Here is a 22739-nt window from a genome sequence, read left to right as displayed (position 1 = left end):
TCCGCGCTCCCTTCGGGCGCGGTACTCGGGGGGAGGGCGCGGTTCCATGGACGACTTCTGGTCCGGTGTCGGTGTGGATCTGCACCTGGAGCCGGACGTGGCGGCGGGACGCCGGGCGGGGCTCGAACGCGCGCTGCGGGACGCGGTGCGCGAGGGACGGCTCGCTCCGGGTACCCGGCTGCCCGCGACCCGGCGGCTGGCGGCGGAACTGGGCGTCTCACGCGGCACCGCGAAGGCCGCGTACGACCAGCTGGTGGCCGAGGGGTATCTGACGGCGCGCCAGGGATCGGGCACCGAGGTGGCCCTGTTGCCGGCCACCTCCCTGGAGGCACCCGAGGGAGCGGCACGCGCGCGTCCCCCGCGACTCGATCTGCGGCCGGGCAGCCCGGACGTCGGCTCGTTCCCGGCCGCGGCCTGGCTGCGGGCGCTGCGCCGCGCGGTCGCGACGGCGCCCTCCTCGGCGTACGGCTACGGGGATCCGCGCGGCCGGATCGAACTGCGCACGGCGCTGTCCGGCTATCTGGGGCGGGCCCGGGGTGTGATCGCGCCGCCGGAGCGGATCGTGATCACTTCGGGGTACGTGCAGGGGCTCGCCCTCCTCACCCGCGTGCTGGGCGGCGGAGTGGTCGCGATGGAGGACCCCGGGCTGCCCTTCCACCGGGACGTGGTGCGGCGGGGCGGCGGGACGGTGGTTCCGCTGCCGGTCGACGAACGGGGCGCCCGCGCCGCGGAGTTGGCGGACGGCGGAGCCCGTGCGGCGGTCGTCACGCCCGCGCACCAGTATCCGACCGGGGTCACGCTGCATCCGCGGCGCCGGCGCGCACTCACCGACTGGGCCCGCGCACACGGCGCGCTGATCGTCGAGGACGACTACGACGGGGAGTTCCGCTACGACCGGCAGCCCGTCGGCGCCCTCCAGGGGATGGCGCCGGGACACGTCGCGTATCTCGGCACGGCCTCCAAGACGCTCGGCCCCGCGCTGCGGCTCGGCTGGATGGTACTGCCGCCGCACCTGGTCGACGCGGTGACGGACGCGAAGCTGCACACTGACCATCACACCGAGGTCATCGGCCAGTTGGCGCTGGCCGAGATGATCACCGGCCACGCGTACGACCGCCATGTGCGCGCCTGCCGCCTCCGCTACCGGCGGCGCAGGGACCAGCTCCTGGACCGGCTCGGAGCATCCCGGAGCGTGCGCGGGATCGCGGCCGGGCTGCACGCGCTGGTGGAGGTCGCCGACGAGGCGGAGACGGTGGCGCGGGCGCAGGCGCTGGGGCTCGCGGTCGGGCGGCTCGGGGACCACTGGCACACGCCCGGGGTGGATCGGCCGCAGGGGCTGGTCGTGGGGTACGGGACGCCACGGGAGCGGGCGTACCCGGAGGCGCTGGAGGTGCTGGGGCGGGTGCTGGAGGGGACTTGAGCGGCGGCGGAGGGGGCGACCCCCCTCCGGCGAGGGCCGCGAGGGGGACCGATTGGGCCAGGAATCGGTGCCGTGATTGGTTCTGCCCAGGGGTCCACCGCGCTCCTAGGGTCGTTGTCATGACGAACCCCCTCGTCCCGCCCGCGGGCCCCCGGCGCGTCCTCGCCCTGGCGCAGTTGGCCAACTCCGTCGGTGACGGCGCCTATTACGTGACCTCGGCGCTCTACTTCACGCGCGTCGTCGGCCTCGCCCCCGCGCGCGTGGGACTCGGACTGACCGTCGCCTGGGCGGTCGGCTCCCTGGTGGGCGTGCCGCTGGGGCGCCTCGCCGACCGGCGCGGGCCGCGCGGCACGGCGGTGCTGCTGGCGCTCGCGACCGGGCTCGCGGTGGCCTCGTTCCTCGTCGTACGCGGCTTCGTACCCTTCGTCGCGGCGGCGTGCGCGTACGCCGCCGCGCAGTCGGGGCTGGCGGCGGCGCGGCAGGCGCTGCTCGCCGGTCTGGTCCCCGCCGGGGAGCGGACCGGACTGCTCGCGCACCTCCAGTCGACGCTCAACGCCGGTCTGGCCGTGGGCGCGGGCCTCGGCGGACTCGCCCTGCACGCCGGGACACGGGCCGCGTATCTCGGGGTGTTCGCGCTGGACGCGGTGAGCTTCCTGCTCTGCGCGGCACTGCTGCTGCGACTGCCGTCCCCGCCGGCGGCCGGCGTGACACGACGGCACGGGACCGGCGTCCTGCGCGACCGCCCCTACGTCCTCGTCACCCTGCTGAACACCGTGCTGCTGCTGCGGATGCCGCTGCTCAGCCTCGGCGTCCCGTTGTGGATCACGGAGCGGACCTCGGCGCCCGCCTGGCTGGTCTCCGCGCTGTTCGTCCTCAACACCGTTGTGGTGATGGTCTTCCAGGTGCGGATGGCCCGCGGTGTCACGGGCCTCGCCTCGGCCACGCGCGCGATCCGCCGCTCGGGGCTCGTCATGCTCGCGTCCTGCGCGGTGTTCGCCCTGTCGTCCGGCACCCCGCCGTGGATCGCCGCCGGGATCCTGGTGGCGGGCGCGCTGCTCCAGGTCGTCGCCGAGATGCAGCAGTCGGCGGGCTCCTGGCAGTTGGGGCTCGGCCTCGCCCCGGCCGACCGCGTGGGCGAGTACCAGGGATTCTTCGGCACCGGCGTCACGGTGGCCCGCACCATGGGCCCGCTGGTCCTGACGGCCCTGCTGGTGGGCTGGGGAACGCCGGGGTGGCTGCTGCTCGGGGTCCTGATGCTGGGCGCGTCGTACGGGACGGGGCCGGCGGCGCGGTGGGCCGCCACGCGTACAGCGGCCGGGGACCCGGGACGCGGCTGCGCGGAGGGCTCCGGGACAGCCGACGTCGCGGAGAACCGCCCGGTCAGACGGCCATCAAAGGCGCGTCTTTCCGCCACTTGAGGATCTTGTCGAAGGTGACCACCGCACCGCCGCCCCGGCCCGGCTCGTTGTCGAACCGGACGTGGTCGGCGAGCTCCTGGATCAGACACAGCCCCCGGCCGTGCTCGGCGTCGGCGCGCGCCGGGCGGAGCGGGGGGCGGGCACGTCCCGAGGGGAATCCCGGGCCGGAGTCGGCGACTTCGATACGGCACTTCTCGCCGTCGAGGTAGGCGGTCACCCGGTAGGCCCCGGTGGCCGCGCCGTGCGCGGTGTCGCCGCCGTGCTCGACGGCATTGGCGCAGGCCTCCGTGAGCGCGACGGAGAGGTCGTACGAGATGTCGGGGTCGACGCCCGCCGTCTCCATCGTGCCGAGCAGCAGCCGTCTGGCGAGCGGAACGCTCGCAGCCTCGCGCCGCAGATGGAGTGACCACCAGATGCTCATGCTCCAGCCTCCAGGCCGCGGCTCGACATACCGTTACGTATTACCGCGAGTACCCGTGCGCAATCGCCCGGATGACGTGATGCCGCCCATACGGCGGATGCGTGCGCGTCAGGGAGGGTGTATGCGTGGCCGGTTTCGCCCAGATGGCCACTTTCCCGTCCGTACCTCGCGTTTCCCGTCCGTACCTCGCGCGACGTCACCTTGCGGACCTGCCGTGGGACACGGGAGCGCCCAGTGCGATGATGGGGCCGCCATGACTGCCCCCCACCCACGCAGGGCGCGCTCCGGACAAGAGCTCCGGATTCTGCGGGCCGCGGTGTTCGCCGCGGTCTGCGTCGTGCTGGCCGCGGCCGGTCATGGGATCGCCTCCTGCGCGACCGTCCCGCTGTGGACCCTGGGCGCGGGCTTCCTCGCCGTCTTCGCCGTCGCGGCCCCGCTCGCGGGACGCGAGCGGACGCTTCCGGGCATCGCGGCGGTGCTCGCCGTGGGGCAGACCGTGCTGCACACGCTCTTCGGACTCGGCGTGTCCGGCTCCATGGCAATGGGCTCCGGCTCCATGCCGACGGCCGACGCGTCGCTCGTGCAGCGCGCCGCCCGCATCGTGTGCGGCACGACCGCCGCGGCGATCAGTCCCGCACAGGCCCAGAAGATCCTGGCCGACGCGGGGCTCGACCCGGACATGACACAGTCCATGCCCATGTCGCCCATGTCGTCGATGTCGTCGATGTCGTCCACGTCGATGCACCACCCCGCGGACGCGATGTCGTCGGCCGCGGGCTCCTCGATGGGGTTGCTGCCCTCGCTGCCGATGCTGCTCGGCCACCTCCTCGCGGCCGTCGCCGCCGGATGGGTCCTGCGCCACGGTGACATGGCGCTGCTACGGCTCATGCGGCTGTCCGCGCACGGGGTGGCGGAAGGCGCGCTCGTACGGTCCCTGCGCGCGGCTCTCGCGCTCGTACGCGCCCTGCGGGCGGGACTCCCGGGGACTTCGGGCGCGGCACCGCGCACGCCGCGCACCGCACCACGCGCCGCGCCGAAGCCGCGCACCACCGCTCTTCAGCACTCCGTCGTCCGGCGCGGACCGCCACGCTCCACCGCTCTCGTCCTCGCTGCCTGACACGGCGCACCACTTCACGATCACGAAGGGGCCGCCGCCGTGCGGCACGCGCGCGTGCCCGACGACGCCTCGCACGGGGCGCCGCTCCGCGGCTGTCGGCACGCACACCCCTTCCTCATCGGACTGAAAGTGGAGTGTCCTCTTCCATGAAGGCTTCCCGTATCGCCGCCGCCGGTGCCGTCGCCGCCTCGGCCGTTCTCACCCTGTCCGTCCCCGCCTTCGCGCACGTCAGCGTGCAGCCGGAAGGCGTGGCCGCCAAGGGCGAGTACGCCGTCGTCGACTTCAAGGTCCCCAACGAACGTGACGACTCCGCGACCACCAAGGTCGAGGTGAACCTCCCCACCGACCACCCGCTCGCGTCGGTCATGCCGCAGCCCCTCGAAGGCTGGTCCGTGAAGGTCACCAGGAGCAAGCTGGCCAAGCCGCTCACGGTGCACGGCGAGCAGATCTCCGAGGCCGTCTCCAAGGTGACCTGGACCGCGACCGGCAAGGGCATCGAGCCGGGCTTCTTCCAGAAGTTCCCGCTCTCCGTCGGCCAGCTGCCCGAGGACGCCGACGAGTTGGTCTTCAAGGCGATCCAGACGTACGACAACAAGGAGGTCGTGCGCTGGATCGAGCCGCAGAAGGAGGGTGCGGAGGAGCCCGAGAACCCGGCTCCGGTCCTCGCGCTCTCCGCCGCGTCGGGGGACGGCCACCACGGTTCCGCCGCCGAGGACGCCTCCGACACCTCCACCCCGGCCGCCAAGGACACCGCCTCCGCCTCCTCGTCCTCCGACACGGACACCACGGCCCGCGTCCTGGGCATCGTGGGCATCGTCGTCGGAGCGGCGGGCGTCGCGTACGGCGTTCTGGCCGGCCGCCGGCGCGTCGGCGCCTGAGGCCCACCGCACCTCTCCGTTGTGCACCGGCAGGTCGTACGCCCCCGTCACGGCGTCGTACGACCCCGGTGCACACCGGAGCCCTCACATCTGGGACATTTTTCTATGCGCAAGAAGACGTATGCCGCCGCCGCCCTGTTCGCCGCCGCCGCACTGAGCCTTTCCGCCTGCGGCAGCGGTGACGACGGCAACAAGCCGATCGCCGACGTGTCCGCCGAGGCCGACTCGGGCCGGGCCGCGACGGTCCTCGACCAGCCGTTCGAGAAGCCGGATCTCGTCCTCACCGACACACACGGCAAGAAGTACGACCTCCTCGCGGAGACCAAAGGCCGCCCGACGCTGATCTACTTCGGCTACACCCACTGCCCCGACGTCTGCCCCACGACGATGAGCAACCTCGCCGTCGCCAAGAAGCAGCTGCCCAAGGCCGAGCAGGACGAGCTCCGCGTCGTGTTCGTCACCACCGACCCGGGACGCGACACCCCCGCCGCGCTCGGCAAGTGGCTCAAGGGAATCGACCCGGCCTTCATCGGCCTGACCGGCGACTTCGCCACCGTCCAGGCCGGTGCCCGGACCCTCCACATCTCCATCGAGCCGACCACGAAGGACAAGAACGGCAAGCTCGTCTCCGTGCACGGCACCCAGGTCATCGCGTTCTCACCGAAGACCGACGGTGGCTATGTGCTGTACAGCGAGGCCGCCACCGTCGACGACTACACCAAGGACCTCCCCAAGCTGATCAAGGGGGAGAACCCGTGAGGCGCCGCGTGGGAGCCGCGGCGGTGACGGTCGCGGCACTGGCGCTGGCGCTCGCGGGCTGCGGCTCGGACGACTCCACGTCCTCCACGTCCTCCAGGCCCGAACTGAAGATCACCGGTGTCTACATGCCCGCCCCCGTGACGGACACCATGGCGGCCGGGTTCTTCACCGTCACCAACTCCGGCGGCACCGACACGCTCACCTCGGTCACCAGCGACCTCTCCGCCGATGTCACGCTGCACTCCACCAAGGACGGCGCGATGGAGGAAGAGAAGTCGTTCGCCATACCCGCGGACGGCACGCTCGCCTTCACGAGCGGCGGCAACCACCTCATGTTCGAAAAGCTCACCCACAGACCCCGGGAGGGCGAGAAGGTGTCGCTGACGCTCCACTTCGCCAGGACCGGCACGGTGAAGGTCTCCATGCCGGTGAAGTCCGCGACGTACAACCCGAAGACCGGGCACTGAGGGAGGGATCACCGTGACGCAGACCACCGTTCCCCGCCGTGCCGTCGTCCGTGGCTCGGTCCGTGGCGCCACCAGCGCCGTTTTCCGGATACGGACACTGCTGCTGCTGTTCCTCGCCGTCACCGGCGCGGTCCTCGCCGGCGCCGCCCCGGTCTCCGCGCACGCCGCGCTGACCGGGAGCAACCCGCAGCAGGGAGCGGTGGTCACCCAGGCACCCGACCAGGTGTCGCTCACCTTCTCCGAGAAGGTGGCGATGTCGGACGGCGCCGTGCGCGTACTCGACCCCAAGGGCAAGCGCGTCGACACCGGCAAGGCGTTCGAGACGGGCGGCACCACGTACGGCGTGAAGCTGCACTCGGGGCTGCCCGACGGCACGTTCACCGTCACCTACCAGGTGGTCTCGGCCGACAGCCATCCCGTGTCGGGCGCGTTCACCTTCTCCATCGGCGCGCCCTCGCGGACCTCCGTGGCGCTGTCCGACACGGCGGTCGGCGGCGGGGTCGTCGGAACGCTCTACGGCATCGGGCGCTACGTCTCGTACGCCGGTTTCATCCTCCTGGTCGGCGGCGCGGCCTTCGTGCTCGCCTGCTGGCAGCGCGGCGCAGGGGTCCGGGCGGTCCAGCGGCTCGTGGTCTCCGGGTGGCTCGCGCTGACCGGTGCCACACTCGCGCTGCTGCTCCTGCGCGGCTCCTACGTCGGCTCCGGCAGGATCGGCGACATCTTCGACCTGTCGCTGCTCGCCCAGGTGCTGCAGACCAAGTCGGGCGCGGCGCTGGTCTCCCGACTGCTGCTGCTCGCCGCGGCGGCGCTGTTCATCGCAGTGCTCTTCGGCGCGTACGCGCGGCGGGACGAGGCCGACGGCACCGACGGAGGCACCGCCCAGGACGCCACGGATGACACGGCCGACGCGGCCCGGGTCTCCGGCGGCGGCAGCGCGGACGGCGGCGCGGGGACCGGCACCGGCGATCGCGTCGACGGTGCGGGTCGCTCCGCGGGTGCCGGCCTCGGCGAGCATGCCTCGGACACCGACAAGAGGGACCTCACCTTCGGGCTCGCGATCGGCGGCACCGTCGTCGCGGCGGGCCTGGCCGCGAGCTGGGCGATGGCCGAGCACGCCTCGACCGGCATCCAGGCGGGCCTCGCGATGCCCGTCGACGTCCTGCACCTGCTGGCGGTCGCCGTCTGGCTCGGCGGGCTGTCGACCCTGCTCGTGGCCCTGTTCAGGGCGCCCGCCGGGGAACAGATCGAGGCGGCGGCCGTACGGCGCTTCTCCCGCGTGGCGTTCGGCGGCGTGACCGTGCTGGCCGCGACCGGCATCTACCAGTCGTGGCGCCAGGTCGGATCCTGGTCGGCGCTCACCGGCACCTCGTACGGACAGCTGCTGCTCGTCAAGATCGCCCTGGTTGCGGTGCTCGTCGGCATCGCCTGGATCTCGCGCCGCTGGACGGCACAGCTGTCCGAGGCGCCGACCGGGGTGGCCCGGCTGGTGGAACAGCGCGCGGCCGAGAAGGAGCCCGCCACGGTGGCCGCCGGCTTCGGGGACGCGCGCCGCGCCGCCCAACTGGCCCGGCAGCGGGCCGCCGTGACCGCCACGCGACAGAAGCGCGTCCGCGACGCCGACCCGGTCCGTACGGGTCTGCGCCGCTCGGTGCTGGCCGAGGCGGGCGTCGCGATCGTCCTGCTGGCGGTGACGACCGTGCTGACGTCCACCGAGCCCGGACGTACGGAGGAGGAGGCCAAGGGGGCCACCGCGGCCGCCTCCCAGCGGTCCGGGCCGCTCTCCCTGAAGATCCCGTTCGACACCGGCGGCGAGGACGGCAAGGGCACCGTCGAGGTCACCCTCGACCCGGCCCGCGTCGGCGGCAACGAGATGCACATCTTCGTGGTGCGGCCGAACGGCAAGGCGTTCGACGTCCCCGAGGTCAAGGTCGCCTTCACCCTGGAGGCGAAGAAGATCGGCCCGCTGCCCGTGACCCCCGACCGCATCGCCACCGGCCACTGGTCGGCGATCGGTGTGCAGATCCCCATGGCGGGCGACTGGAAGATCGCGGTGACCGTGCGCACCTCCGACATCGACCAGGCGACCGTGAACAAGAACGCGAAGATCGGCTGAACCACACCATGGCTGACCAGTCCAAGGCCTCTGCCAAGGGGGGCACCGCCGCTCGGCAGGACACTGAGGAGTCCCCCCGGTCCCCTCTCCAAGGGGGAAAGGGCGCCTTTTCCCGGCGCCGGCTGCTCGGCACCGCCGGCGCCGGCGGTCTCGCGCTGGGCGCGGCCGGCGGCGCCGCCGGATATGCGGTGGCGCCCGCGGCCGACCGGTCCGCGCCCCTGACCTCGCTGGGCGCGGACACGGTGATGTTTCACGGGAAACATCAGCCCGGCATCACCACCCCGCTGCAGGCCCGCGGCCATCTCGTCGCCTTCGACCTGGCCCCGGGCACGGGCCGCAAGGAGGCCGCCGCGCTGTTGCGCCGGTGGTCGACGACGGCCCGGCGGCTGATGGCGGGCGAGGCGGCGGCGCACGACGACACGGATGTCGCCCGCGACGCCGGCCCGTCGTCCCTGACGGTCACCTTCGGCTTCGGCCACAGCTTCTTCGCGCGCACGGGCCTGGAGAAGCAGCGCCCGGTCGCCCTCGACCCGCTGCCCGACTTCTCCTCCGACCACCTCGACAAGACGCGCAGCAACGGCGACCTGTGGGTGCAGATCGGCGCGGACGACGCGCTGGTCGCCTTCCACGCCCTGCGCGCGGTTCAGAAGGACGCGGGTGGCGCGGCCCGGGTGCGCTGGCAGATGAACGGCTTCAACCGCTCACCCGGAGCCACCTCCCGACCCATGACGGCCCGCAACCTGATGGGCCAGATCGACGGCACGCGCAATCCGAAACCGTCCGAGCCCGACTTCGACCAGCGCGTCTTCGTGCCCGCCTCCGGCGACCCGGCGTGGATGGCCGACGGCTCGTACGCCGTCGTACGCCGGATCCGCATGCTCCTCGACGACTGGGAGAAGCTCTCGGTCGGAGCGCAGGAGGACGTCATCGGACGGAAGAAGGCGACCGGCGCGCCGTTGTCCGGGGGCTCCGAGACCACCGCGATGGACCTCGACAAGACCGACGCCGCCGGCGACCTGGTCGTCCCGATCAACGCGCACGCCCGCATCACCCGGCCCGACCAGAACGGGGGCGCCGCGCTGCTGCGCCGCCCGTTCTCCTTCCACGACGGCTTCGACCCGGACGGTGTGCCCGACGCGGGCCTGCTGTTCGTCTGCTGGCAGGCCGATCCGCTGCGCGGCTTCGTCCCGGTGCAGCGCAAGCTCGACCGGGGCGACGCCCTGTCCGCGTTCATCCGCCACGAGGCGAGCGGACTGTTCGCGGTGCCGGGCGGGGCGGCACCGGGGGAGTACGTGGGGCAGCGGCTGCTGGAGGGCTGAGGGCCCCCCTTCGGGTGCTGTTTCCGCAGCCGCGAGCCGGGTCGCACAAGGCCCATTAGGGTGAGGACATGCCAGCCAGCTATGCGTATCTCGGTCCTGAAGGCACCTTCACCGAAGTCGCCCTGCGCACTCTCCCGGAGACCGCCACCCGCGAACTCGTCCCGATGGTGTCGGTCCCCGCCGCGCTGGACGCGGTGCGCAACGGCGAGGCGGAGGCCGCCTTCGTCCCGATCGAGAACTCGGTGGAGGGCGGCATCACCACGACCCTCGACGAGCTGGTCGCGGGCAGACCGCTGATGATCTACCGCGAGGTGCTGCTGTCGATCACCTTCGCCCTGCTGGTCAGGCCCGGCACCAAGCTGTCGGAGATCAAGACGGTGACCGCGCACCCCGCCGCACAGCCGCAGGTGCGGAACTGGCTGAGGAACAACCTGCCGGACGTCCTCTGGGAGTCCGCGGCCTCCAACGCGGACGGCGCCCGTCTCGTGCAGGAGGGCCGTTACGACGCCGCCTTCGCGGGCGAGTTCGCGGCGGCCAAGTACGGCCTCGAGGCACTGGAGACCGAGATCCACGACGCGGAGAACGCGCAGACGCGCTTCGTGCTGGTGGGCCGGCCCGCCCGGCCCGCGGCGCCGACCGGAGCGGACAAGACGTCCGTGGTCATCTGGCAGCGCGACGACCACCCGGGTGCCCTCCTCGAACTGCTCCAGGAGTTCGCGGTGCGCGGGGTCAACCTGATGCTGCTGCAGTCCCGGCCGACCGGGGAGGGCATCGGCAACTACTGCTTCGCCATCGACGCCGAGGGGCACATCTCGGACCGCCGCGTGGGCGAGGCGCTCATGGGGCTCAAGCGGGTCTGCCCGGAGGTACGTTTCCTCGGTTCGTACCCGCGTGCGGAAGTCGACCCCAAGGATGTGCGCGCGCCCCGGGCCGGCACGTCGGACAGCGAGTTCTCCGCGGCGTCGGACTGGCTGGCGCGCTGCCAGGACGGCCGGTTCTAAGCCGCTCGCCGAGCCGTCCACCGGGCCCGTCCTCGCCAGTCCTACCTGCAGATTTTCGTCATCCACAGATGTTATCCACAGGCGTGCTTCTCGACCTGGGGACAAGTCGACAACGAAGCACTACATCGTCGACAAATCGGTCTACAGGCCCCCACTTCGTCCACAGACCCTCACGTCACCCCTCGTCCACTCTTTTCCCTTGATCAATCCTTTGGAGCGAAGCATTTCCACTCGAACGTGGGTGTAGGGGTGGTTTGACCGGGGAATTCTCCGCCCGGCATGCGGCTTTCGGAATGATCCACTCCGCAGTCCACAGATCTTCCACACAGCCTGTGGATAACTTCACGGGGGGCGGATGCCTGTGGACAACCCCGTCTCAAATCCCGGTCGCCGCAAGGGAGTCCGGTCAACCGGCGCGCCGCCCTCTGCCCCGTTTCAGGGAGTGGAGTCCCTTTTATTGACGGCTATGGATGATCAAGGGATTCGATCTGGCATTTCACTCATAACGTGACACACGTGACGGAGTGGAATATCGAGTCGATGGCCGGAAGCGCGCACCGGTAACCTTGTGGGGTGATTGACCTTCGCCTGCTCCGTGAGGACCCCGACCGTGTGCGTGCGTCGCAGCGCGCCCGTGGAGAGGACGTCGCACTCGTCGACTCCCTCCTCTCCGCCGACGAGCGGCGCAGGTCGTCCGGCGTCCGCTTCGACGAACTCCGTTCCGAGCAGAAGGCGCTCGGCAAGCTGATCCCCAAGGCCTCCGGCGACGAGAAGGCCGAGCTCCTGAAGAAGGCCGGCGAACTCGCCGCAGCCGTCAAGGCCGCCGACGCCGAGCAGCACGAGACGGACGAGGAGACCAAGCGGCTCCTCCTCCAGCTCGGCAACCTGGTCCACCCGGACGTCCCGGTCGGCGGCGAGGAGGACTTCGTCGTCCTCGAGACGCACGGCACGATCCGCGACTTCGGCGCCGAGGGCTTCGAGCCCAAGGACCACCTGGAGCTCGGCGAGGCGCTCGGCGCCATCGACGTGGAGCGGGGCGCCAAGGTGTCCGGCTCGCGCTTCTACTACCTGACGGGCGTCGGCGCCCTCCTGGAGCTCGCCCTCGTCAACGCGGCGATCGCACAGGCCACCGAGGCCGGCTTCATCCCGATGCTGACCCCGGCGCTGGTCCGCCCGCGCGCCATGGAGGGCACCGGCTTCCTCGGCCAGGCCGCGGAGAACGTGTACCACCTGGAGAAGGACGACTACTACCTGGTCGGCACCTCCGAGGTCCCGCTCGCGGCGTACCACATGGACGAGATCCTCGACGCCGACCAACTGCCCATGCGCTACGCCGGCTTCTCGCCGTGCTTCCGCCGCGAGGCCGGCACCTACGGCAAGGACACCCGCGGCATCTTCCGCGTGCACCAGTTCGACAAGGTCGAGATGTTCTCGTACGTGGCCCCCGAGGACGCGGAGAACGAGCACCAGCGGCTCCTGGAGTGGGAGAAGCAGTGGCTGACCGGCCTCGAACTGCCCTTCCAGGTGATCGACGTGGCCTCCGGCGACCTCGGCTCCTCCGCCTCCCGCAAGTTCGACTGCGAGGCGTGGATCCCGACCCAGGGCAAGTACCGCGAGCTGACCTCGGCCTCGAACTGCGACGGCTTCCAGGCCCGCCGGCTGTCCGTACGCATGCGCGACGGCAAGAAGGTGCAGCCGCTCTCCACGCTGAACGGCACCCTGTGCGCCGTACCGCGCACGATCGTGGCGATCCTGGAGAACCACCAGCTGTCCGACGGCTCCGTGCGGGTGCCCGAGGTGCTGCGCCCCTACCTGGGCGGCCGTGAGGTCCTGGAGCCGATCTCCAAGTGACCGGCACCACTGGACCGGCCGCGTCGGCCGGGGCGTTCCCCTACAAGCTCGTCGCGACCGACCTCGACGGGACGCTGCTGCGCTCCGACGGGACGGTCTCGGCGCGGACGCGTGAGGCGCTCGCCGCCGCCACCGCGGCGGGCGCGGCCCACATCGTCGTCACGGGGCGCGCGGTGCCCTGGACCCGGCACATCCTCGACGACCTCGGCTACGAAGGGCTCGCGGTGTGCGGTCAGGGAGGGCAGGTCTACCACGCCGGCGAGCACCGGCTGCTCACCTCGGTGACGCTCGACCGGCAGCTGGCCGGTCTGGCGCTCGCCAAGATCGAGGCGGAGGTCGGCCCGCTGCTGCTCGCGGCGAGTCGTGACGGGCTCGACGGTGAGGTACTGGTCGGCCCCGGCTACCGGACGCAGGACGGCCCGCTCCCGGTCGTGCCGCTCAAGGACGCGGCGGACCTCTGGTCGGCACCACTGAACAAGGTGTACGTCCAGCACCCGACGCTCTCGGACGACGCGCTCGCGACGGTGGCCACACAGGTCGCCGGTGGTCTGGTCGGCGTCACGATGGCGGGCGCGGGCATCGTGGAGCTTCTCCCCCTCGGCCTGTCCAAGGCCACGGGGCTGTCCCTCGCCGCCCGCCGCCTCGGCGCGCGGGCCGCGGACACCATCGCCTTCGGCGACATGCCCAACGACATCCCGATGTTCGCCTGGGCGGCGCGCGGGGTGGCGATGGCGGACGCCCACGAGGAACTCAAGGCGGTCGCCGACGAGGTGACGTCCTCGAACGACGAGGACGGCATCGCGGTGGTACTGGAACGGTTGCTGGGCTAGCCGGTCCGGGCCGGGAACTGCCGGTCCCGGTCGGCCCGGGCCCGCGGTTCGCGAGCCCGGTCATGGTGTCATGGTGTCGCGGAGGATGCGCGGATCGAACGCGCGCGGGGTTTCCAGCCCCGACCACGGCTTAGCAAGCCGGTGCCTTTCCACTCGGCCAATCCTCCGGGTGGGCGGCCCGCGCGAGATGCGCGCTCGAAGCGGCCGCCCCGGGCAGCCCCCCGTGCGGAGCGGGTTCGACGGAGAGGTGACTACTCCGGAACCCGCCGCGGGCTGCCCTGTCGGGAGCTCGACGAACTGATCCTGATGAACATCGTCGCGCTCCTCTCCCAGAATGCGGCGCCGGCCGGATGCGGCGACGTGGACACAACTACTGTGCCCGTACGCCGCTTTGGGCGCCACTGATTAAGTCCGCGACTGCCGCGCGGGGGCCGCGCGGCAGCGGTCGAAGGCCGCGTGCGGAAGTCGTGGCTACTTGCGGCGCCACCTGCGTCGGCGGGCCTTGCTGAAGAACCAGCCCGCGGGCGGCTCGTCGGAGCGCCAGGGCTGTGGATCCGGTCCCCCTTCGCGCCAGCGGGCGGCGAGCATACGGGAGCGGGCGGACGGCTCGGCCGTCTCCGCGGACCGTATGAAGTCCTCGTCGAGTACGACGTCGTCCCAGAGGTCCCCCGGCCCCCGCTGTCCTTCGCCCCGCCGCCCCTCACCCTGCTGTCCCTCGCCCCGCTGTCCCTCACCCTGCGGTTCCGCCATCCCCGTTCCTCCTCGCCGCGCGTCCCCTTTTGTCCAGTGTGACCGGACAGATGTGAAGCGGATGTCAAGAAAACGGGGCTCCACGCGTGCGTGGAGCCCCGGCTCACTCCTCGCCGGCCAGCGTCAGCGACCGCAGCCGCTGTCCGGCGTACCAGGTGGCGAGGACGGTGACGGCGACCAGCAGCACCGTCGCCGTCGGGAGTCCCACGTCCGAGGTGACGAGGTCCCCGCCGGTGACCTTGTGGGCCACCGCGAGCGCCCACTGCTGGACGCTGAGCGTGCGCGCGCCGGACACCAGCGACCCGAAGAGGGCCTCCCAGACCAGCGCGTAGACGAGGCCGAAGACGACCGCGTGCCGGGTCACCGTTCCCAGCAGCAGGAAGAGTGCCGCGTACGCGATCGAGGCGACCAGCGCGGCCACGGTGTAGGCGACGGCGATCTGCTGGCCGTTGCCGTTCAGGATCATGCCGGCGATGAAGGTCGGGACCGCCGAGAACGCCATGGTGACGGCGACCGCGACGATCAGCTTGGTGAAGATGATCGTCGGCCGCTTGAGGGGCTTGGCCAGCAGATACACCACCGAGCCGTCATCGATCTCGGGCCCGATCGCGCCCGTTCCCGCGATGACACCGATGATCGGGACCATGGTGGCGAGCGCGAACCCGCCGAGCAGGTCCGAGGCCACCTGGTCGTCGGCTCCGGAGAAGCCGCGTACGGCCACGGCGATCACGATGAGCAGGACGGGCAGCACGCAGAGGATGAGGGCCCGGCGGCGGCCGAGCAGGCCCCGATAGGTGAGTCGGGCGACTGTGGGGTCGTACATGTTCGGCCTCCTACGCCGCGACGAGATACGAGAAGACGGACTCGAGGGACTCGTCGGACGGCGAGACCGTGAGCAGTCGGATGCCGTGTTCGCGTGCGACGCGCGGCAGCAGGGTGGTGAACCGGCCGAAGTCGACCGCCTGGACACGCAGCGCGCCCTCGGCGAGGTCCACCTCGATGCCCGATGTCGACGGGTCCGCGATCAGCGCGGCGGCCAGCGTCCGGTCGTCGCTGGAGCGGACGAGGTAGCGGTGCGGGCGGTCGGTCATCAGCCGGCGGATGCGCCGGAAGTCGCCGCTCGCCGCGTGCCGGCCGGCGACGATCACCTCGATGTGGGCGGCGAGCTGCTCGACCTCCTCGAGGATGTGGGACGAGAACAGCACCGTGCGGCCCTCGTCGCCCATGCGGCGCAGCAGGTCCATGAGCTGCATGCGCTGGCGTGGGTCCATGCCGTTGAAGGGTTCGTCGAGCAGCAGCAGGGACGGTTCGTGGACGAGCGCGGAGGCCATCTTCACGCGCTGCCGCATGCCCTTGGAGTACGTCGAGATCTTGCGGTCCTGCGCGTACTCCATCTCGACCGTGGCGAGGGCCCGTTGGGCGGCCTTCGCGCCGAGTCCGTGCAGTTCGGCGTTGGCGACGACGAACTCGCGGCCGGTGAGGAAGTCGTACATCGCCTCGCGCTCGGGGACGATACCGATGTGCTTGTAGATCTCCTCGTTGCGCCAGACCTGTCGGCCGTCGAGGGTGACGGTGCCCGTGGAGGGGGCGAGGAAGCCGCCCATCATGTTGATGAGGGTGGACTTCCCGGCGCCGTTCGGGCCGAGCAGGCCGGTGACTCCGGGGCCGATCGTCATCGTGATGTCGTTGACCGCCACCACGTTGCCGAACCAGCGGGAGACGTGGTCGATGTTGAGCGTGGTCACAGCCCGACCTTTCGGTAGCGGCGCATCAGGAGGCCGTAGCAGCCGGCGATGAGGCCCAGGATGACGATGAGGTAGACGACGCCCTGCCCGGACGAGGGGCCCTCCCCGCCGGGGAAGGCGGAGGTGGCGCCGAGGAAGGCCGTCTGCACACCGTCGATGAGGGTGATCGGTGAGAAGAGACCGAGCCACGGGACCGCTCCCGTGCTGGACTGGTTGAAGGCGATCGCCTGGACGGTGGAGACCGCCCCGTAGGAGATGGTCAGTGCGGCGATGACGGCCGCGATGCCGAAGCCGCGGCGCGGGGTGATCGCCGAGATGACCAGGCCGATGCCGGCGAAGAGCAGCGACAGCAGTGCCACCGAGACGAGTCCCTGTCCGAAGCCCTTGGACTGGTCGGCGAAGTCGAGCTTCGCCAGCAGGGCCCCTACGTAGAGCACGATCAGGGGTGCGGCGGTGAGCACGAACAGCGCCGAGGCCAGCGCCGCGTACTTGGCGCGTACGTAGTCGACGGTCTCGATGGGACGCGAGAAGTACAGCGGGACGGTCTTGAAGCGCAGGTCCCGCGAGACGGACTGCGGTCCCTGGGAGGCGACGTACAGGCCGATGACGGCCTGCATGATGATCGCGTACCGGGTGTAGTCGACGGGCAGGTCCTTCGCCTTGGTGGCGACCGCGACCGCCACCATGATGAGTGCGGGCACGCACATCACCACGAAGAGCAGCATCGGCAGCACCTTGGACTTGACCGAGCGGCCGAGTCCGTAGGAGCCGCGCAGCGACTGCGAGTACAGGGAGCGGCGGGCGTACGCGCGGCCCAGACGGGGGCCGTCGTAGTGGCGGTAGCCGATGTTGTGGATCCGGGTCTGCTCGCCGTTCTGGGCGAGGGGCTGCTCAACCGCCATGGCCGACCGCCTCCTTCCGCTGCTCGTCGCGTTCCGTGTCGCTGTCCTTGAAGACCTCGGCGATGTGGTGCCTGCGCTGTTCCATGCGGACCAGGCCGAGTCCGAGGTCGGCGACGACGTCGCGGACGAGGTCGTAGGTGTCCTCCCCCTCGGCGGTCAGCAGCAGGACGTGTCCCGCGCCCGGCAGCCCGCTGCCGTCGTGCGTCTCCACTCCGCGCGCCCGGAGCACGTCGCGCACCGCGCGGGTGCCGTCCGGGTGCTCGTCGGTGTCGGTGACCTCGATGGCGAGGGTCGTCGTGTTCTGGGTGAAGTCAGTGGTGGAGCTGGACCGCAGCAGCTTGCCGCCGTCGACGACCACGACGTGGTCGCAGGTCCGCTCCAGCTCGCCCAGCAGGTGGGAGGTGACCAGGACCGAGATCCCGAAGTCGGTGTGGATACGGCGGATCAGGCCGAGCATCTCGTCGCGGCCGACCGGGTCGAGGCCGTTGGTCGGCTCGTCGAGGAAGACCAGCTGGGGGTCGTGGACGAGGGCCTGCGCGAGCTTGACCCGCTGCTTCATGCCCGTCGAGTAGCCGCCGATGGGGCGGTAGCGCTCCTCGTAGAGGCCGACGTGGCGCAGGGTGTCCGCGGTGCGTTCGCGGGCGGCGGCGGGCGGGAGCCCGGACATGCGCGCCATGTGCACGACGAACTCGGTGGCCGAGACGTCGGGGGGCAGGCAGTCGTGCTCCGGCATGTACCCGACCCGCTCGCGGATGGCGCCGCCCTCGGTGGCGACGTCCAGGCCGAGCACCCGTGCGCGGCCCTCCGTGGCGGGGGACAGACCCAGCAGGATCTTGATCAGTGTGGACTTGCCGGCTCCGTTGGCTCCGACGAGTCCGGTCACACCGGGTCCGACGTCCACGGAGAGCCGGTCAAGAGCGGTCACCCGTGGGTACCGCTTGCTCAGGCTTTCGGTCGCGATCACAGTCACGTTGACGAAGGTAGTGGCGCACACCACAGGGGTCGTCAACCCGTGGAGGTGTATCCGCGTCCCTCTCGGGTCGTACGTGCCCGTAGGGGTCCCCCTGAGGTCGAACAACCGGTGGGGTGTCTCTCCCCATCCGGCCGGTCGTCCACAGGCGTCGAACGGCCCCATTGACGCAGCCTCTGACAACTGTCACATTCGCCAGTGTCACGTTACGGGCACGTACCGCAGTGGATGGGGACAAGGTGGGACGGTGGCATGACGACGGCAGTGGCGGGCGGACTCTCGGCGGAGCTGCGGGGGTTCCGGGAGGTCCAGCGTCTCGCGTACGACTGCGCGGAAGCGGTCGCCGCGCAGCTGAGGCCGGGCGTGACCGAGCGCGAGGCGGCGCGTATGCAGCGCGACTGGCTGCGCGAGCGCGGAGTGCGTGACTGGTTCCACCTGCCCTTCGCCTGGTTCGGGGACCGCACGGCGTTCGTGAACTTCCGCGTCCCGCTGCAGTTCTTCCCCACCGACCGGCGTCTGGAGCCGGGGATGCCCTTCATCCTCGATCTGGCCCCGGTCCACGGGGGTTTCACGGCGGACGTCGGATACTCCGGCTCGCTGGGCCTCAACCCCCTGCAGGACAGGCTGCTCGCCGACCTGGAGGCACACCGCGAGCTGATCCTGCGCGAGGTCCGCGACCGCAGACCGCTGCGCGAGATCTACGAGGACGTGGACCGGCTCATGGTCCGCCAGGGCTACGCGAACCGGCACCGCGCCTACCCGTTCGGGGTGATCGCGCACAAGGTCGACCGGGTGAAGGAGCGCCCCTGGTCGCCGCGTCTGTTCGGATTCGGCGCGCGGTCCCTGAAGGGGCTCGCGGCCGACGCGCTCCACGGACACCGCGACGGCTGGTCACCGCTGTGGTCGCCGTACCGGTTCTCCGACCATCCGCCCCGGCCGGGGCTGTGGGCGGTCGAACCGCACCTCGGATTCCGGGGTACGGGTGCGAAGTTCGAGGAGATCCTGGTCGTCACCGATTCCAGGGATCCGGAGCAGAGCGCCTTCTGGCTGGACGACGATCTGCCGCACGTGCGGCGCTGGGCGGAGGAGAAGTGAGTCTCGAAGGAGCGCGCGAGCGCCGGGTGCGGACGGGCGGGATCGAGCTGTGCGTCGCCGAGCTGGGCGACCCGGCACAGCCCACGGTGGTGCTCGTGCACGGCTATCCGGACTCCAAGGAGGTGTGGTCCGAGGTCGCGTCGCGTCTCGCCGAGCGCTTCCACGTCGTGCTGTACGACGTCCGTGGACACGGCGCGTCGACGGCCCCGCGGCCGCTGCGGGGCGGGTTCACCCTGGAGAAGCTGACGGACGACTTCCTGGCGGTCGTGGACGCGGTCAGCCCGGACCGGCCGGTGCACCTGGTGGGCCACGACTGGGGTTCGGTGCAGTCCTGGGAGTTCGTCACGGTCGCGCGCACGGAGGGCCGGATCGCCTCCTTCACCTCGATGTCCGGGCCGTCCCTGGACCACTTCGGGCACTGGATCAAGCGGCGGGTCGAGCGCCCCACTCCACGCAGGGTGGGCCAACTCCTCGGCCAAGGCGCCAAGTCCTGGTACGTGTATCTGCTGCACACCCCCGCGTTGCCCGAGCTCGCCTGGCGCGGACCCCTCGGCAGGCAGTGGCCGAAGATCCTGCGGCGGGTCGAGCAGGTGCCCCTGGGCGGCTACCCGACCGCGTCGCTGCCGACGGACGCGGCGCACGGCGCCTGGCTGTACCGCGACAACGTCCGGGCCCGGCTGAGCCGGCCGCGCCCGGACGCGTACGCGCATGTGCCGGTGCAGCTCATCACGCCGCTGGGGGACGCGTTCCTCTCCGAGCGGCTCTACGACGACCTGGAGCGGTGGGCCCCGGAGCTGGTGCGCCGCACGCTTCCGGCCAAGCACTGGATTCCGCGCACCCGGCCCGACCAGGTGGCCGCCTGGATCACGGAGTTCGTGCACACCAACGAGGACGGTGTGCCCGTGCGGGACACCGTGGCCACCGGCAGGTACGCGGAGCGCTTCGGCGGACAGCTGGTGCTGGTCACCGGTGCGGGCAGCGGCATCGGCCGGGCCACCGCGTTCGCGTTCGCCGAGGCCGGGGCACGCGTGGTGGCCGTCGACCGGGACGCCGAGGGCGCCGCGCGCACGGCCGAGATGTCCCGGCTGATCGGCTCCCCGGACGCCTGGGCCGAGACGGTCGACGTCTCGGACGAGCAGGCCATGGAGAAGCTCGCCGAGAAGGTCGCCGGCGAGTACGGCGTGGTGGACGTATTGGTGAACAACGCCGGGATCGGACTGTCGGGGTCCTTCTTCGACACGACCCCGGAGGACTGGAAGAAGGTCCTCGACGCCAACCTGTGGGGTGTCATCCACGGCTGCCGGCTCTTCGGGAAGCAGATGACCGAGCGCGGCCAGGGCGGTCACATCGTCAACACCGCGTCGGCGGCGGCGTACCAGCCCTCGAGGACACTGCCCGCCTACAGCACCTCCAAGGCGGCCGTCCTCATGCTCAGCGAGTGCCTGCGCGCGGAGCTGGCCGGCCAGGGCATCGGGGTCTCCGCGATCTGCCCGGGCTTCGTCAACACGAACATCACCTCGACCGCGCACTTCGCCGGGGTCGACGCCGCCGAGGAGAAACGCCGGCAGAAGCGGGCGGCGCGGCTCTACGGACTGCGCAACTACCCGCCGGAGAAGGTGGCCGACGCGATCCTGCGCGCGGTGGTCCGCAACCAGGCGGTCGTTCCCGTCACCGCGGAGGCGCGCGGCGCCCGCCTGATGGCGCGGTTCACGCCGAGGGCGCTGCGCGCGGTCGCCCGCATGGAGCCGCCGCTGTGAGCGAGCAGCACCCGATCACCCCGCGCCGGGTCTCCTTCGACTGGGAGCGGACCCCGCTGCACTGGATACCGGACGAGCCGACCGCCACCCACGTCATCAACGTGCTGCACCTGCTGCTGCCGGCAGGGGAGCGGTGGTTCGTGAAGGTCCTCAAGGAGGGGCTGCCGTTGATCGGGGACCCCGAACTCCTGCGCGACGTGAAGGGGTTCATGGGCCAGGAGGCGACGCACAGCGTGCAGCACGCGTACGTCCTCGACCACCTGGCGGCCCAGCGTCTCGACACGGGGGACTTCACCCGGCACGTCGACTTCCTCTTCGAGAAGGTGCTCGGTGAGCGCCCGCCTCTGGGGGTGCCGCTGCCGGACCGGGAGTGGCTGCGCCTGCGGCTGTCGGTGGTCGCCGCGATCGAGCAGTTCACGGCGGTGCTCGGTGACTGGGTGCTGGCCGCCGACGGCCTGGACCGTGCCGGGTCCGACGAGGTCATGCTCGACCTGCTGCGCTGGCACGGCGCGGAGGAGGTGGAGCACCGCGCGGTCGCCTTCGACATGTACCAGCACTGCGGCGGCGAGGGCCTGCCCCGGTATGCCCGCCGGATCGCGGGCATGGCGGTCACGGCGCCGATGATGCTCTACCTCTGGGCATGGGGCGCCGCTTATCTCCTGCGGCACGACCCGCAGCTCGCCGGACGGGCGCGGTATTCGCTCGGGGCCCACAACAGGGCGGTCCGCAAGGGCCTGTTGCCCACCTGGAAGGAGCTCGGCGCGGCCGTGCCCCGCTATCTGCGGCGGTCGTACCATCCCTCGCAGGAGGGTTCGCTGCGCAGGGCCGTCGAGTATCTGGCGCAGTCGCCCGCGGCACGGACGGCGGCGGGGGCGACCGGACGGGCCGCCGTCTCGTAACGGCCCGGGAGGCCGGGAAGGCAGGGAGCGGTGAGCGACGAGCCGGTCGGTGCCGGGTACCGCATCGAGGACCTGGCGCACCGCAGCGGCGCCACGGTCCGGACGATCCGCGCCTATCAGGACCGCGGGCTGCTCCCCCGGCCCGAGCGGCGGGGCCGCGCCAACGTGTACGCGGACGCGCATCTGGCCCGGCTGCGGCAGATCGCCGACCTCCTGGACCGCGGCTACACCCTGGCCTCCATCAAGGAGCTCCTGGAGGCGTGGGACACCGGCCGGGGCCTGGGCGGGATCCTGGGGCTGGTCGCCGAGGTCGACGGACCGTGGACCGACGAGCGGGCGGTGCGGATCTCCCGGGCCGAGCTGGACGAGCGCTTCGGAGGGAGTCCGGACGACGCGGCGGTTGCCGACGCGGTGGAGCTGGGTGTGCTGGAGCCGGTTCCCGGCAGCGAGGACACCTTCCTCGTACCGAGTCCTCAAGAGCTGTCCGTGGCAGTCGAGTTGTACGCGGCGGGAGTTCCGTTGTCCGCGATCTCGGGTCATCTGCGGGAGTTGAGGAGCAAGGTCGAGCACATCGCCGAGCGTTTCCTTGAGTTCACGACCGAGCACGTCTTCGCGCGCTATCTCGGCGAGCGTCCGCCGACGGACGCCGAGGCGGCCGAGGCGGCCTCGCTCGTACGCCGGCTGCGGCCGCTCGCCCAGCAGACCGTGGACGCCGAACTGGCCCGGGCCATGCGCCTGTTCGCCACCCGCCACCTGCGTGAGCACCTGGGCTCGGAGCAGCCCCGGGAGCAGCGGGAGGAGACGTCTTCCGTGGCACTCCCCGCCGCCACAACGCGAGCCGTGGAGCGACTGGTTGGCAGGGATCAGGTCGCGGCCTTCGTCTCGGCGGCGGCCGAACGTGAGCTACAGGCAAGGAGCTTGGACCGCCTCACCGCAAACCATGCCAAAAAGCGCATAGTTGACGAAACTCCTTGAATCGACGATCAGTTGTCCACAGAATCGTCAATTCCCCTGTGGATAACCACAC

21 protein-coding genes and 1 tRNA gene are annotated in these 22739 nt (G+C 71.4%); 15 read left to right on the top strand and 7 right to left on the bottom strand.

What is annotated here, in order from left to right; translation table 11 throughout:
* Positions 1 to 46 precede the first annotated feature (46 nt).
* Both OG199_RS21970 and OG199_RS21965 read left to right on the top strand, forming a co-directional pair.
* Complete coding sequence (locus OG199_RS21970) at positions 47 to 1420, top strand: PLP-dependent aminotransferase family protein (protein WP_405830899.1); 1374 nt, start codon at positions 47 to 49, stop codon at positions 1418 to 1420.
* 119 nt (positions 1421 to 1539) lie between these two features.
* Complete coding sequence (locus tag OG199_RS21965; protein WP_405830897.1) at positions 1540 to 2838, top strand: MFS transporter; 1299 nt, start codon at positions 1540 to 1542, stop codon at positions 2836 to 2838.
* On the opposite strand, the gene OG199_RS21960 is transcribed toward OG199_RS21965, so the two are convergent.
* Complete coding sequence (locus OG199_RS21960; protein WP_356798047.1) at positions 2801 to 3259, bottom strand: ATP-binding protein; 459 nt, start codon at positions 3257 to 3259, stop codon at positions 2801 to 2803. The two genes, OG199_RS21965 and OG199_RS21960, sit on opposite strands and share 38 nt — an antisense overlap.
* Before the next feature lie 253 nt (positions 3260 to 3512).
* On the opposite strand from OG199_RS21960, the gene OG199_RS21955 reads away from it, so the two are divergent.
* The 9 genes from OG199_RS21955 (at position 3513) to OG199_RS21915 (ending at position 13594) form a co-directional block, all read left to right on the top strand.
* Positions 3513 to 4376, top strand: a complete 864-nt coding sequence (locus tag OG199_RS21955; protein WP_405830896.1) for a hypothetical protein — start codon at positions 3513 to 3515, stop codon at positions 4374 to 4376.
* A gap of 146 nt (positions 4377 to 4522) precedes the next feature.
* Positions 4523 to 5254: a YcnI family protein gene (locus tag OG199_RS21950; RefSeq protein ID WP_405830894.1), complete on the top strand. Its 732-nt coding sequence runs from the start codon at positions 4523 to 4525 to the stop codon at positions 5252 to 5254.
* 105 nt (positions 5255 to 5359) lie between these two features.
* Positions 5360 to 6013, top strand: coding sequence for an SCO family protein (locus OG199_RS21945; RefSeq protein ID WP_356798053.1), 654 nt, complete (start codon positions 5360 to 5362; stop codon positions 6011 to 6013).
* Positions 6010 to 6480, top strand: coding sequence for a copper chaperone PCu(A)C (locus tag OG199_RS21940; RefSeq protein WP_405830892.1), 471 nt, complete (start codon positions 6010 to 6012; stop codon positions 6478 to 6480). The genes OG199_RS21945 and OG199_RS21940 overlap by 4 nt, the downstream gene beginning before the upstream one ends.
* Before the next feature lie 88 nt (positions 6481 to 6568).
* Positions 6569 to 8593 (top strand): copper resistance CopC/CopD family protein, encoded by a 2025-nt coding sequence (locus OG199_RS21935; RefSeq protein ID WP_405834633.1) that lies wholly within the window; start codon positions 6569 to 6571, stop codon positions 8591 to 8593.
* Positions 8594 to 8601: 8 nt separating this feature from the next.
* Positions 8602 to 9912, top strand: a complete 1311-nt coding sequence (gene efeB, locus OG199_RS21930; RefSeq protein WP_356798057.1) for an iron uptake transporter deferrochelatase/peroxidase subunit — start codon at positions 8602 to 8604, stop codon at positions 9910 to 9912.
* Positions 9913 to 9980: 68 nt separating this feature from the next.
* Complete coding sequence (gene pheA, locus OG199_RS21925; protein ID WP_266700227.1) at positions 9981 to 10913, top strand: prephenate dehydratase; 933 nt, start codon at positions 9981 to 9983, stop codon at positions 10911 to 10913.
* Positions 10914 to 11486: 573 nt separating this feature from the next.
* The gene (gene serS, locus OG199_RS21920; protein ID WP_356798059.1) at positions 11487 to 12764 is read left to right on the top strand and encodes a serine--tRNA ligase; all 1278 of its coding nucleotides are present in this window, start codon (positions 11487 to 11489) and stop codon (positions 12762 to 12764) included.
* The gene (locus OG199_RS21915; protein ID WP_401807474.1) at positions 12761 to 13594 is read left to right on the top strand and encodes an HAD family hydrolase; all 834 of its coding nucleotides are present in this window, start codon (positions 12761 to 12763) and stop codon (positions 13592 to 13594) included. The genes serS and OG199_RS21915 overlap by 4 nt, the downstream gene beginning before the upstream one ends.
* Positions 13595 to 13673: 79 nt before the next feature.
* Here the strand turns inward: OG199_RS21915 and OG199_RS21910 are convergent.
* The 6 genes from OG199_RS21910 to OG199_RS21885 all read right to left on the bottom strand — a co-directional run bounded on the left by OG199_RS21910 (position 13674) and on the right by OG199_RS21885 (position 17955).
* A tRNA-Ser gene (locus tag OG199_RS21910) sits at positions 13674 to 13761 on the bottom strand.
* A 304-nt stretch (positions 13762 to 14065) separates the two neighbouring features.
* Entirely contained in the window at positions 14066 to 14344 is a 279-nt protein-coding gene (locus tag OG199_RS21905; RefSeq protein ID WP_401807471.1) for a hypothetical protein, read from the bottom strand.
* A 103-nt stretch (positions 14345 to 14447) separates the two neighbouring features.
* Positions 14448 to 15167 (bottom strand): ABC transporter permease subunit, encoded by a 720-nt coding sequence (locus OG199_RS21900; RefSeq protein WP_356798065.1) that lies wholly within the window; start codon positions 15165 to 15167, stop codon positions 14448 to 14450.
* 10 nt (positions 15168 to 15177) lie between these two features.
* Positions 15178 to 16089 (bottom strand): ABC transporter ATP-binding protein, encoded by a 912-nt coding sequence (locus OG199_RS21895; protein ID WP_168528977.1) that lies wholly within the window; start codon positions 16087 to 16089, stop codon positions 15178 to 15180.
* The gene (locus tag OG199_RS21890) at positions 16086 to 16991 is read right to left on the bottom strand and encodes an ABC transporter permease (RefSeq protein ID WP_405830889.1); all 906 of its coding nucleotides are present in this window, start codon (positions 16989 to 16991) and stop codon (positions 16086 to 16088) included. The genes OG199_RS21895 and OG199_RS21890 overlap by 4 nt, the downstream gene beginning before the upstream one ends.
* Positions 16981 to 17955 carry an ABC transporter ATP-binding protein gene (locus tag OG199_RS21885; protein ID WP_356798141.1) on the bottom strand — a complete coding sequence of 325 codons (975 nt, stop codon included), beginning with the start codon at positions 17953 to 17955 and terminating at the stop codon, positions 16981 to 16983. Before OG199_RS21885 ends, OG199_RS21890 begins: the two co-directional genes overlap by 11 nt.
* 258 nt (positions 17956 to 18213) lie before the next feature.
* Here OG199_RS21885 and OG199_RS21880 point away from each other — a divergent pair, with 258 nt between their 5' ends.
* Genes OG199_RS21880 through OG199_RS21865 form a run of 4 tightly spaced genes read left to right on the top strand, consistent with a single transcriptional unit; the run spans position 18214 to position 22687 of the window.
* Entirely contained in the window at positions 18214 to 19056 is an 843-nt protein-coding gene (locus tag OG199_RS21880; protein WP_356798069.1) for a M24 family metallopeptidase, read from the top strand.
* Complete coding sequence (locus OG199_RS21875) at positions 19053 to 20813, top strand: SDR family oxidoreductase (RefSeq protein WP_405830887.1); 1761 nt, start codon at positions 19053 to 19055, stop codon at positions 20811 to 20813. The genes OG199_RS21880 and OG199_RS21875 overlap by 4 nt, the downstream gene beginning before the upstream one ends.
* Positions 20810 to 21712 (top strand): metal-dependent hydrolase, encoded by a 903-nt coding sequence (locus OG199_RS21870; RefSeq protein ID WP_405830885.1) that lies wholly within the window; start codon positions 20810 to 20812, stop codon positions 21710 to 21712. The genes OG199_RS21875 and OG199_RS21870 overlap by 4 nt, the downstream gene beginning before the upstream one ends.
* Positions 21713 to 21742: 30 nt before the next feature.
* Positions 21743 to 22687, top strand: a complete 945-nt coding sequence (locus OG199_RS21865; RefSeq protein WP_405830883.1) for a MerR family transcriptional regulator — start codon at positions 21743 to 21745, stop codon at positions 22685 to 22687.
* Positions 22688 to 22739: the final 52 nt, after the last annotated feature.

The sequence above is a fragment of the Streptomyces sp. NBC_01176 genome, from assembly GCF_045039825.1.
Lineage (GTDB): Bacteria > Actinomycetota > Actinomycetes > Streptomycetales > Streptomycetaceae > Streptomyces.
Note: the sequence above shows the minus strand (reverse complement) of the source record. Positions and strands in the feature narration are given on the sequence as shown.